Annotated in this window: 11 protein-coding genes; 5 read left to right on the top strand and 6 right to left on the bottom strand. The window is 67.7% G+C overall.

Features of this window, described 5'->3' with window-relative positions; all coding sequences use genetic code 11:
- Window positions 1-46: 46 nt before the first annotated feature.
- Entirely contained in the window at window positions 47-217 is a 171-nt protein-coding gene (locus tag LT965_RS02820) for a DUF7838 family putative zinc beta-ribbon protein (RefSeq protein ID WP_232702501.1), read from the top strand.
- A gap of 771 nt (window positions 218-988) precedes the next feature.
- Here the strand turns inward: LT965_RS02820 and gcvPB are convergent.
- From gcvPB to gcvT, 6 genes are all read right to left on the bottom strand, one after another.
- Window positions 989-2,410 carry an aminomethyl-transferring glycine dehydrogenase subunit GcvPB gene (gene gcvPB / locus LT965_RS02825; RefSeq protein ID WP_232702502.1) on the bottom strand — a complete coding sequence of 474 codons (1,422 nt, stop codon included), beginning with the start codon at window positions 2,408-2,410 and terminating at the stop codon, window positions 989-991.
- Window positions 2,410-3,732 (bottom strand): aminomethyl-transferring glycine dehydrogenase subunit GcvPA, encoded by a 1,323-nt coding sequence (gene gcvPA / locus LT965_RS02830; protein ID WP_232702503.1) that lies wholly within the window; start codon window positions 3,730-3,732, stop codon window positions 2,410-2,412. The genes gcvPB and gcvPA overlap by 1 nt, the downstream gene beginning before the upstream one ends.
- 206 nt (window positions 3,733-3,938) lie before the next feature.
- A complete protein-coding gene (locus LT965_RS02835) occupies window positions 3,939-4,391 on the bottom strand; it encodes a response regulator (RefSeq protein ID WP_232702504.1) in 453 nt (150 codons plus the stop codon).
- Window positions 4,392-4,464: 73 nt separating this feature from the next.
- The gene (locus LT965_RS02840) at window positions 4,465-5,946 is read right to left on the bottom strand and encodes a sensor histidine kinase (protein WP_232702505.1); all 1,482 of its coding nucleotides are present in this window, start codon (window positions 5,944-5,946) and stop codon (window positions 4,465-4,467) included.
- Window positions 5,947-6,023: 77 nt separating this feature from the next.
- Entirely contained in the window at window positions 6,024-6,398 is a 375-nt protein-coding gene (gene gcvH / locus LT965_RS02845) for a glycine cleavage system protein GcvH (protein WP_232702506.1), read from the bottom strand.
- On the bottom strand, window positions 6,395-7,492 hold the full coding sequence (gene gcvT / locus LT965_RS02850; protein WP_232702507.1) for a glycine cleavage system aminomethyltransferase GcvT: 1,098 nt from the start codon (window positions 7,490-7,492) through the stop codon (window positions 6,395-6,397). The genes gcvH and gcvT overlap by 4 nt, the downstream gene beginning before the upstream one ends.
- Window positions 7,493-7,625: 133 nt before the next feature.
- Between gcvT and LT965_RS02855 the strand changes: the two genes are divergently transcribed.
- The 4 genes from LT965_RS02855 to LT965_RS02870 all read left to right on the top strand — a co-directional run bounded on the left by LT965_RS02855 (window position 7,626) and on the right by LT965_RS02870 (window position 12,019).
- Window positions 7,626-8,072, top strand: coding sequence for an NYN domain-containing protein (locus LT965_RS02855; protein ID WP_232702508.1), 447 nt, complete (start codon window positions 7,626-7,628; stop codon window positions 8,070-8,072).
- Window positions 8,073-8,322: 250 nt separating this feature from the next.
- On the top strand, window positions 8,323-9,168 hold the full coding sequence (locus tag LT965_RS02860) for a TatD family hydrolase (protein ID WP_232702509.1): 846 nt from the start codon (window positions 8,323-8,325) through the stop codon (window positions 9,166-9,168).
- A gap of 96 nt (window positions 9,169-9,264) precedes the next feature.
- Window positions 9,265-9,843, top strand: coding sequence for a DUF2150 family protein (locus LT965_RS02865; RefSeq protein WP_232702510.1), 579 nt, complete (start codon window positions 9,265-9,267; stop codon window positions 9,841-9,843).
- A 49-nt stretch (window positions 9,844-9,892) separates the two neighbouring features.
- Window positions 9,893-12,019: an Ig-like domain-containing protein gene (locus LT965_RS02870; RefSeq protein WP_232702511.1), complete on the top strand. Its 2,127-nt coding sequence runs from the start codon at window positions 9,893-9,895 to the stop codon at window positions 12,017-12,019.
- The last annotated feature ends 47 nt before the right edge of the window (window positions 12,020-12,066 follow it).

Consider the following 12,066-nt stretch of genomic DNA (forward strand, 5'->3'; position numbering starts at 1 on the left):
CCCCAAAACCAGTACGTTGAATTGCCTCCCACGTCGAGTCCCGTGTATGACTCGTGAACTCGAACACGACTGCCCCCAATGCGGAACGGAGCAGACGTTCTACCGAGCTGCCGCGACGAACCTCCACCTCGGACTGAAGACGAAGTGGTACTGTCCCGAGTGCAGCTACGGGTTCGTCCGCATCGACGGCGACATCGACTCCTCGGTCCCGGCCTAAGTTTTCGCCACGCGAACAATCCCCCGACTGTCGAACCCCATCCTCCGGGCCCGAACCCCCGGGGTCGCGTCGACGAGAGCGCATCCTTTGGACCCGTCGCTCGCTGTCACTCCCGACTAACGCGATTCGTGTCCCCGGAGAGGCAACGAAATATCGTTCCGTCGAGTTAGCGCGCGACGACCAGGTCAAGGAGCCGTCCGGCCTCACGCCGTCTCGAATCTGCCGCGCGATGAGCGCGAGATCGCGCGTGGTATCCGGGCGGCGAGAAAGGAGCGATCTCCCCTAGTTATGCAACACCGATTTTCTCCATACGCAACGCCGATTCTCCCGTGGCATCTGCTTCCGCGGGGCGCCCTGCGCAGTAGCCCGTCGACAGGCCCCGATACTACCAGCCCCCCACCAGTTCGCCCAGGGAACCCGTTCGAGAGCGGGGCCGACGCGAGCCACGCGATCGAAGAGCACCCTCCACTGCCCGCCGAGGCTAATTTCGGCCCAATCTGTGCCACACTGGGCATTCTACACAGGTTCTCGACATTAACTAGCGTGCTGAGCGTGGCGAATGAACCGCATTCTGCGATATAGAATCGGCGTTGCGCGTAGTCAGCCGTCTGTGAGAACGGGGTAGAACTCGGCGGCCGCTGTGGCGCGAGACTGGCGAGAACAGCAGTTCGCGGGTGGGATACGGCGCTGGATCCGTGGGGCGGTGGCTGAGACGCTACGTGTAGCGTCGAATCGCCCGGTCGCGGGCAGGAAGAGCCGGGGTCCGTGGCGTTACTCGAGGTCGTGCCAGGACAGCCGGGGGTCGCGGGCTGCGCTCGTCTGGTCGATCCGCCGCGCAGTCGTGCGGGTCGGTGCGTCCTCCAGGACGTCGTCGTCCTCGCTCGCGACCGCATTGAACGCGTCCGCGAGGTCGTCGAGGTTCGACTTCGTCTCGACCTCCGTCGGCTCGGTCATCAGCGCCTCGTCGACGAGTTCCGGCCACTTCGTCGTCGGCGGGTGGACGCCGTAGTCGAGCATGCGCTTGGCGACGTCCGCGGCGTCCTGGTCACCGGCGCTGGCGACGAACTCGTGGTGGAACGGGCCGAGCGGGATCTCGTAGTCGACCTGTTCGGCGAGGTAGTTCGCGTTCAGGACTGCCTTCGCGGAGGCGTCTGCGAGCCCCGCGTCGCCGAGACGGTCGATGTACGCGAACGCCTTGATGAGCACGAGCCAGTTCCCCTCGAAGCCGTGGACCTTCCCGACGCTCTGTTCGGGGGTGTACAGTTCGTAGTTGCCGCCGCCTCGCTGGCGGACGTGCGGGTCGGGGAGGAACTCCGCGAGGTCCTCGGTCACACCGACTGGGCCGGCGCCCGGGCCGCCGCCGCCGTGGGGCGTCGCGAACGTCTTGTGGACGTTGAAGTGCATGATGTCGAAGCCCATGTCGCCGGGGCGCGCGCGGCCGAGCAGCGCGTTGAGGTTCGCGCCGTCGTAGTACAGCAGGCCGCCAGCGTCGTGGACAAGTTCCGCGACCGCCTCGATGTTGCGCTCGAAGAGGCCGAGCGTGTTCGGGTTGGTGAGCATCAGCGCGGCGGTGTTCTCGCCGAGCGCGGCTTCGAGCGCGTCGAGGTCGACGCGGCCGTCGTCGCCGGAGGGGATCTCGACGACGTCGTAGCCGCCGAGTGCGGCGGACGCGAAGTTGGTGCCGTGGGCGGCGTCCGGGACGACAACCTCGTTGCGGTGGCCCTCGCCGTTGGCCTCGTGGTAGGCCTCCGCGAGCAGGATGCCGGCGAACTCGCCGGCGGCGCCCGCGGGCGGCTGGAGCGTGACGGCGTCCATGCCGCCGATGCGCCCGAGGTAGTCCTGGAGGTCGTACATCAGTTCCAGGGTGCCCTGCGTCGAGCGCTCCGAGCGGTCCGGGTGGACGCTCGCCGCGGGGAGGGCGGCGACGTCCTCGGTGAACCGCGGGTTGTACTTCATCGTGCAGGAACCAAGCGGGTACGGCCCGGAGTCGACGCCGTAGTTCTGCTGGCTGAGCCTGACGTAGTGGCGCGCGAGTTCGGGTTCTTCGAGGCTCGGGAGCGTGAGTTCGTCCCGCGTGAGGTCGTCGGGGAGCGAGGAGTCGACGTCGACGCTGGTCTCGTCCTTCTCGGAAAGCAGCGACTCGTACTGGTCGCCGTCGGCGGGCGCGTAGCGCGCCTGGTCGTAGAACTCCATCAGTTCGCCACCTCCGCGAAGGCCGCGACGAGCGCGTCCGTCGCGTGTTCGTTCGCGTCCGTCACGCAGATCTGGACCGTGTGGTCGTCGACCGCGTGCACCGCGAACCCCTCGGCCTCGAGGTCTTCGACGATGGCTGGAGCCGGCTGGTCGGTGCGAGCGAGGAACTCGCGGAAGTGGTGGCGGTCGTGGACCGGCGCGATCACGCCATTCAGGTCGTCGAGGTCCGCGGCGAGGTCCCGGGGCAGTTCGACCATCTGTTCGGCGAGGTCGAGGAGGCCGTCGGCCCCCAGGGTGGCAGCGTGGATGGCCGCGCGGAGCGCGACCCACGCCTGGTTCGTGCAGATGTTCGACGTCGCGCGCTCCCGGCGGATGTGCTGCTCGCGGGTCTGGAGGGTGAGCGTGTACGCGCGGTTGCCGGCGTCGTCCTCGCTCGCGCCGACGAGTCGACCCGGCACCTGCCGGAGGTACTCCTCGCGGCAGGCGAACACGCCCAGCCCCATCCCGTAGCTCGTCGGGAGACCGAGCACGCTCGCGTCGCCGACGACGACGTCGGCACCCACGTCGACGGGTCGCTGGAGCAGCGAGAGCGCGACCGGGTCCGAACCGAGGCAGAACACCGCGTCGTGGTCGTCGGCCAGGTCGCCGACGGCGTCGAGTTGTTCCTCGACGGCGCCCGTCGTGGTGGGGTTCTCGGCGTACACCATCACCACGTCGTCGTCCATCGTGTCGGCGAGTACGTCGACGTCGACGTTGCCACGCTCGGTGGCGTAGCGCTCAACGGTGACGTCGGACCCGCTCGTGTAGTTCTCTAGAACACTCACGTGGCCTTCGCGCACGTACGCTGGGACGAGCACGCGGTCACCCGACGAGGAGCGCACGCGTTTGGCGAGCAGCGCGGCCTCCGCGAGCGCCGTCGCCTCGTCGTACATCGAGCAGTTCGCCACGCCGAGGCCTGTCAGTTCGACGAGCAGCGACTGGTACTCGAACAGTACCTGCAGGAACCCCTGCGTGACCTCCGGCTGGTACTGCGTGTAGGAGGTGATGAACTCCGAGCGCTGGGAGAGGTGGTCGACGAGCGACGGCACGTAGTGCTCGTAGTGCCCGCGCCCGAGGAACTCCGTCAGGTCGTCGTTCTTCGACAGCCGCCGGGTCGTCTCCCGGACGGCCGCCTGTTCGGACTTCGCGTCGATGCCGAACTCCCCGTCGAAGCGCACCGACTCGGGGATGTCGAAGAGGGCTTCCACGTCGTCGACGCCGACCGCGTCGAGCATCGCTGCGGTCTCCGACTCCGAGTGTGGCGCGTACGGACTCCCGCTCATGGTCGGCCTCCCGAGCGACGAGCGACTCCGGTTTCGGTCATGGACACAATTTACGATGCGGACACTAAGATACTCCCGGTTTCCGGAACCACGAACCGGCGAATCTGAGCACCGACGTGCATTCGACGGTGCGTGCGAATCGTCAGGTAGACACGAACGAGCCACTACCCAGACACTACGCCGACCGCACGGGGGCGAGCGCCAGTTCACTCGACGGGTGTCTCGTACTCGCCCAGCGGCAGTCGGCCGACGGCGGCGAACGTCTCCACGAACCGCCGGACGAGCGAGATGAACGCCGCCGGGTCCACGGGTTTCACGAAGTAGCTGTTGGCCGCTAGCTCCCGTGTCTCCTCGATGTCCTCCCGCGAACTGGAACTCGACAGCACGACCACGGGAATCGACGCGAGGTCCGGCGTCGTCTTGACCGCCTCGAGGACCTCGTTGCCGTCCACCCGCGGGACGTTGAGGTCCAGGGTCACGAGGTCGGGGCGCTCGGCGTCCCGTCCGTGGAGGTAGTCGAGCGCCGCCTCCCCGTCGGTCGCGACGGCCAGCGAGCTGTCGAGGTGGCTCTCGGCGAACGCCTCGCGTATCAGGCGGACGTCGCCCGGGTTGTCCTCGACCACCAGCACGTGCGGCGAGTCGTCGGCCGGACGGGTCACGCTCTCGCCCTCCAGCGACGCTCCCGCTGATCACCGACTGGTCCGAACATGCGCTCTGGCACCCGGTTGGCTGCTAACTCGTGGCCGGGAGCGTGAAGTAGAACGTCGTCCCCTCGCCCGGTTCCGAGTCGACCCAGATGTCGCCGCCGTGGTGGTCGACGATCTTCCGGCAGAGCGCGAGGCCGATGCCCGTGCCCGGGAAGTCGTCGCTCGAGTGGAGCCGGTTGAACACCTCGAAGATCTGGCCGGTGTACGCCGGGTCGATGCCGATGCCGTCGTCCGCGACCGAGAACACGCGGCGGTCGCCGTGGCACTCTGCCGAAATCTCGACGTGCGGCGGGTCCTCGCCACTGTACTTGACGGCGTTCGAGAGGAGGTTCGAGAACAGCTGCTCGAACTGGTTGGCGTCGCCGTAGACGTCCGGCAGGTCGTCGACCTCGATGGTCGCGTCGCTCTCCTCGAGTTGGAGCTGCAGGTCGGTCAGGACGTCGTCGAGGACGTGCTCGCAGTCGACCGTCTCGAACGCCGAGTCCTGGATGTCGATGCGCGAGTACGCGAGCAGTCCCTCGACCATCGCACGCATCCGGTCCGCGCCGTCGACGGCGAACTCGATGTACTCCGCGGCGTCCGCGCCGAGGTCCTCGCCGTGTCGGTCTTCGAGCAACTGGAGGTAGCTCGAAATCATCCGCAGCGGCTCCTGGAGGTCGTGGGAAGCGACGTAGGCGAAGCGCTTGAGGCGCTCGTTGGACTCCTCGAGGGCATCGACGGTCTCGCTCAGTTCCACCTTCGACTCCGTCCGGTCGACGAGGGTGGCCAGCATCCGCTCGACGTCCCGGGCGGGTTCGTCGGGGTCCAGGTACTCCTGTGGCGGCGTGTAGTAGAAGTTGTGACAGAGCGTTCCGTCGTAGATGAGGTGAGGATGAGTGCGGACGACGTCGGTGAGGATCTCGGGCGGAATCGCCTCGCGGTCGTACTGGCAGAGCGCGATACAGTCCTCCCCCTCGAAGAGGTCGTTCACCCGGCTCTCGTACTCCATGAAGTCGGCAGTCTCCGTCTCGTCGTCGACGATCCAGTGGGTGTCCGCGGTGACCCGGAGCGCCGGATACTCCCCCGTGGCGTCGTCGATGGCGTCCGCGTAGAACTCTAGCATGTCGTCGGGGTCGAAGCTGCCGTTCCGGAGGTACGTCCCCTCGACGCTGTGGAAGGTGAGCGCCCCCGACGCGAGGGCGCCGTCGACCTCGACGCCACGGTCACGCATCGCGGCGACCACCGACTCCTCGTCGGTGGAGTCGTCGATGACGTACATCACTCGCTCGCCGCGTTCGAGCCCCTGGCGGACGAACGGGACCATCGCGGCGAACTGCTCATCGCGGGACTCGTAGAACAGCGCGATGTGCTCGTTCGCCGGCACGCCCTCGAGCGGTTCGATGGGGCCGCGGAACTCGGCGCTGTCCCGGAGCGCCTGAAGTCCCGTCTCCACGTTCAGCGGGTCGGAACGCTCGACAGTCGGGCCCGGGAGTTCGTGCTGCGGGCCGAGATTCGTCTGCTTGCTCATTGGACAACTGCACGCCCCGATGGAACGAAAACGCTTCGCCGAGCGATAACTGGGTGACAGGACGCGGACCGGAGTGCTCAGGCGATCTGGTCCCGGTAGTCGTCCGGACTCAGCAGGTCTTCGAGGGCGGCCTCGTCGAAGTCGAGTTCGACCAGCCAGCCGTCGCCGAACGGGTCCTCGTTGACGAGTTCCGGCTGGTCCTCGAGGGTGTCGTTGACCGCGGTGACCTCGCCGCCGACCGGCGCGTAGATGTCCGAGACGGCTTTGATCGACTCGACGACGCCAAACGCGTCCTCGGCGTCGAGTTCGTCGCCCTCGGCGGGCAGTTCGACGAACACGACGTCGCCGAGTTCGTCCTGCGCGAAGTCCGAGATGCCGACGCGGCCGGTCTGCGGGTCTATCCACTCGTGCGATTCCAGGTAGTACAGGTCGTCGGGTACGTCGAAGCTCATTGGTCGATGAAAGGTGGGGTGGTGACTGTCGTTCGTTTGCCGGTGCCGCGAACGACCACGTGGACCGTCGTGCCGTCCTCGGCGTACGCCGCGTCCACGTAGCCGAGTCCGATGGGTTCGCCGAGCGTCGGACTCATCGTGCCGCTGGTGACCTCGCCGACGGTGTCGCCGTCGGGAGTCGTGATCTCGTAGCCGTGTCGGGGGACGCCGCGCTCCTGCAGGACGAGACCGACGAACTCCTCGTCGACGCCCGCCTCCTGCTGGGCAGCGAGGGCGTCCCGGCCGACGAACTCCGTCTCGAGGTCGACCGTAAAGCCGATGCCCGCCTCGAACGGCGTCCGCGGGTTCTCCTCGGGGTGGAAGTCCTGGCCCGAGAGCAGGAAGCCGTACTCCATGCGGAGGGTGTCCCGCGAGCCGAGTCCGCAGGGCTGGCAGTCGCTGGCGAAGGCGTCCCAGACCGCGCCCGCGCCGTCCGACGGGAAGACGAGTTCGAAGCCGTCCTCGCCCGTGTAGCCGGTGTTAGCGACCCAGCAGTCGACGCCCGCCACCTCGGCGTACGCGGCGGTGAACGGCGAGAGGTCGAGGACGTCCTCGCCGGCGCGCGCGGCCACGAGGTCCGGGGCGTCCGGCCCCTGCACGGCGACCATGCCGTACTCCTCGGTGGCGTTCTCGACGGTGACGTCGAGGCCCCACTCGTCGCGGTGGGTCGTCCACCGCTCGTACATCTGCTCGTCGTGGCCGGCGTTTGGCACGAACAGGTAGTCGACGTCGTCACCCTCGGGCATGCGGTAGACGACGGTGTCGTCGAGGATGGCGCCGTCCTCGTTCGTGATAGTGGAGTACTGGGCGTCGCCGGGGTCGAGCGCGGACACGTCGTTCGTCGTGAGTCGCTGTAGCAGCGCCTCGGCGTCCGGGCCGGAGAGTTCGATCTCTCCCATGTGGGAGACGTCGAAGATGCCGGCGGACTCGCGGACAGCGGTGTGTTCTGCCGTGATGGAGTCGAACTCGACGGGCATCTCCCACCCGCCGAACTCCGTGAACTTCGCCCCGCGGTCCTCGTGGCGGCCGTACAGCGGCGGCGTCCGAAGGCCCATACCCGTGGGGTCGGCGTCCGGAAAGTAATGCTTTCGTATCCTGGCCAGGCTGAAGTGGAGTTCAGGTGGTGACACTCGCCGCCGCGTTGCGGTGTTCCGGCACCCTCTTGTCCCGCGGCCACGCACGCGACGTATGGAACGACTGCGGGAGTTGCTGGGCGGCGAGGCGGGCGGCGTCGCCCTCTTCGTGGACGGCCCGAACGTCCTCCGCGACGAGTTCGACGTAGACCTCGACGACGTGCGCGAACGCGCCGCGGCCGCGGGACCGCTGACGGTCACCCGGCTCTACCTCGACGAACACGCCACGCCGGAGCTGATCCAGGCGGCGGAGGCGCGCGGCTACGAGGTTCGCGTGACCAGCGGCGACGTGGACGTGAAACTCGCCGTCGACGCCACCGAACTCGTGCTCTCGGAGGCCGTCGACGTGCTCGCCGTCGCCTCGCGCGACACGGACTTCAAGCCCGTCCTCGAGCAGGCCGCCCGGCACGGCGTCCGCACGCTCGCCATCGCCCCCGGCGAACATGGCCGCTCGGACGCGCTCAGGAACGCTGCCGACGACGCTGTCGTTCTGGGCGAGTAGGCGGTTAGTTCTCTGCGTGTCGTTTCTAGTGCCGTATCTCGTTCCCCCCGACGACACCCAGAAAGCCCCGGCCAGGTACGGGAAGCCCGGCGACGTAAGCACTGGAGCGACTGGAAGGAGCGACGCGCGCAGCGAGTCGCGGACGGTTCAGCCGCCCGGGGCTTTCTGGGTGCTGTAGAAGCAACGAGAGCAAACGACAGAAGCACCCACTCCTGAAAGACTTTCACGCGACCAGCCAGAACACCCACCAATGACCGACTTCGAGACGCCAGTGCTGGACAACCACATGCACCTCGACGCCGACAACCGCGGCCTCGAGGCCGTCGACGAGTTCGCGCGCAGCGGTGGCACACACCTCCTCGTGGTGAACAAGCCGTCCTGGCACCACGGCGTCGAGGCCGACACGGGCGAGGAGTTCCGGCCGGTGTTCGAGGAGACGCTGCGTCTGGTCTCGGAGGCCTCAGAGCGCCTGCCCGGGCGCGCGTGGCCCGTCCTCGGCGTCCACCCCGGGCTAATCTCGCGGCTGGTCGACGAGCGCGACTTCGCCCCCGGAGAAGCTCGCGAACTGATGTGCGCGGGCATCGACGTTGCGGCGGAGTACGCAGCCGAGGGGCGCGCGGTGGCGCTGAAGTCCGGGCGGCCACACTACGACGTCAGCGACGAGGTGTGGGCGGCGTCGAACGCGGTCATCCGGCACGCCTGCGAGCGCGCCGCGGAGACGGGCGTCGCGCTGCAGTTGCACACGGAAGCCACGGAGGACCTGACCGACGTTGCAGAGTGGGCCGAGGACGCCGGCCTGCCCCCCGAGCGCGTCGTCAAGCACTACGCGAGCGGTCGACTCGACGGCGTGACGAAGAGCGTGATGTGCCAGAAGGGGTACCTGGAGACCGCCGTCGAGGTGGGCGAACCGTTCCTGATGGAGACCGACTTCGTGGACGACGCCGACCGACCGGGTGCGGTCATGGGGCCGAAGACGGTGCCCCGGCGCGTGCGGTGGCTCCGGGAGAACGGTCACGACGATGCCATCTCCCTGGCGCACGTCGAGACGCCGGAGGCGGTGTACGGCATCGACACGCGGGGGACGCTGGACGCCTGAACGGGCGTCTACGCGGCGCAACGCCCGTGTGAGAACGGTTGTGATGGCTCGTGGCTGAAGGAAAGGCCTTTGTCTCGGGCAGCCGGTTTTCGTGGTATGAGCGCCCCCGAGGAGGAGTTCTACTCCGAAGAACGCTGGCAGAACTGGCTCGACCGCCTCAGAGACGAGGAGATAGACCCCGAGGACGAGGACTCCGCGCGCCTCCTGTTGAACCTCCAGGACGACGTCGCCATCGCGGTGGCGAAGATCATCAAGGCCTACGAGGACGACGACATCGACGAGGACGAGGCGATGACGGAACTCGCGGACATCCGCGAGGTCGTGCTCTCCGAACCCGACTTCGACGACGAGGACAAGGTGATGCTCGTCGACGGCGTCCAGACGAGTCTCGTCTGCGTCTTCTACAGCTCCGAGCAGTTCGTCGCAGACGGCGTCGCCGACGAGGCGTCCGTCGAGGAGTACGTCGACGCGGCGGTCGCCGCCGAGGCCGACGAGGACCTCGACCGCGCGCTCGGCCTGAGCGCGTGTGCGGGCACTCGCGTCATCGACGGCGAGGAACTCGACATGAGCGTCATCGAGGACGTGGAGTACGGCCTCGTCACGGAGTGGGTCAACGGTCTGGACAGCCTCCAGAGCGCACTGTCGGACCCGGAAGTCATCGAAGACGACGACTGAGCGGCCAGCCGCCGCGTTTATACCGTTCGGCTCCCCACGTCCGGCAACCGTGCGATTCAGGGACGACACTCGGGGGGTGACGGTCCAGGTCGGGGCCGTCCTTCTCTTCGCGACCATCATCATCGCCCTCTCGCTCTACCAGGCGACAGTCGTCCCCTCGCAGAACGCGGACGTCGAGTACAAGCACAGCCAGGAAGTCCAGGGCCAGCTGACCGACGTCCGCAACGCGCTCCTCTCGACGGCGGCGACGGGGAACAGCCAGCCCGCGTCGGTGACGCTGGGCACCCAGTACCCGTCCCGCGTGTTCCTGATGAATCCGCCGCCGTCGACCGGGACGCTCAGAACCGGGAGCTACGACGACGACACCGTCAGCGTCTCGAACGTCCGCGCGACGAACCCCGAGACGGCGGACTACGTCGACGGTAACTGGTCGGCGTCCACGAAGTACCTGGTGTACGAGCCCGACTACAACGAGTACGACGGCGCCGCGGACCTCCTCTACGAGTCCTCGATCCTCTCGAACCACTACCCCGAGCAGAACACGACGGTTCCGCTGACCGACCAGGTGGTGGTCCGGGACGACGTCGTCACGCTGGTCGCCCTGAACGGGACGCTCAGTACCTCCCAGTCGGGGTCGGTCAGCGTCGACCCGGAGGCGTTGAGCGCGCCCCACAGCCGAGTGCAGGTGACCAACGACACCGCGAGCCCGGTGAATGTCACGCTGCCCACGCGGGCCTCGGCGAGTTCACTGGCGAACACCACCGACCTCGCCGAGCAGGACGCCGTCCGCGCGGTCGAACCGGCCGGTGACGGACGCGTTCGCCTGGTCCTCGAACCCGGGACGTACACGCTGCGTACGGCGAGCGTCGGCGTCGGTAGCAGGACGTCGAACCCGGAGCCGCACTACCTGACCGTGGTCGACCGCGACGACGACTCGGTGACCGTCGAGGCCCGCGACCGGTTCAACAACCCGGAGAGCGGCGTCGAGGTCAGTGTGAGCGGTACGAACCCGTTCGAGGACGCGAGCCAGGTGACCGACGCGGACGGGCGAGCAACCTTCGAGGCGGCAGCCGGGGAGTCCGGGACGGCGACGCTGGAGATCCTCGGCGGCGGCGACCCGCGCGAACGCGTGACGACGACCGTCGACACGAGTGGGAGTGTCGGGAACGGAACCAGCGGGAGCGAAGCGTACGTCGTGGACTGGAGCGAGACGAAGAGCGACAACCAGAACCCGGGGCTGACGTGTACCGGGGAGAACTGCACGCTCGACGCAGGCGTCCAGTCGTCGGTGACGCTGTTCGCGGACTCGACACCGATCGTCGACGGTGGCACGTTCGAGTACGCCGTCGGAGCCAGGACCGTCGGCGAGGTTTCGCCGGGCGAGGACGCGACGGACGCCAGCGGGGAGAGTTCGACGTCGTTCACCGCGAACAGCAACGGGACGACGAACGTGTACGTCTCCGGCGGCGGGAGCGGTGACCGACTCGAACTCACCGTCGAGAACCAGGGTACTGGCGGCGGTGGCGGCGGGCAGCAGCCGCTGATAGCGTTCCGGCTAGACGACCTGACCCACCAGGACCAGGACAGCGTGGAGTACGTCGGCTCCTACAGCATCTCGAACACGAACGCCTCGTTCGAGCGCGTGGAGGTCGAGTACGCGAACACGAACGACGGCTCCGCCACCCAGACGCTCCAGAAGGCCGCCGAGCGTGGCGGGCTCCAGTACACGAACGGCTACGGTGCCGGTGACACGTACGACGTGACTGTTCGGGTCATCTACGACGACGGCAGTGGGGAGTACGTCGCCGCCTCTCGGACAGTTACGGACGTGGCCGACGCCCAGAACCCCGCGGCGAACAACGACATCTCGACGGCCAGTACCGCGACACTCGACAGTTCGAGCATCAAGGACCAGAAGAACTCGGCCGAGTACCAGGTCAGCTACACCGTCTCCCCGACGGGCGGCTACTCGGAGACGCGGATGGTCGCCGTCTCCACTGGGACGGGTGACAAGGCGACAGCCACGAGCACCGCACGGTCCGAGAACAACGTGAAACTCCAGCCAGGCTACGGGAACGGCCAGCAGTTCAAGGTCGCCATCCTGGTGTTCGGGCCGGACGGGGCCGTGGTCGACGACCGCATCGTCTACGACACGGCGGACGGCACCAGCCCGTGAGTTCGACGACTGACGAACCCCTTATCGACAAGCCCATAAGCCACCTT

The organism is Halobacterium wangiae, assembly GCF_021249345.1.
GTDB classification, from domain to species: Archaea; Halobacteriota; Halobacteria; order Halobacteriales; family Halobacteriaceae; genus Halobacterium; species Halobacterium wangiae.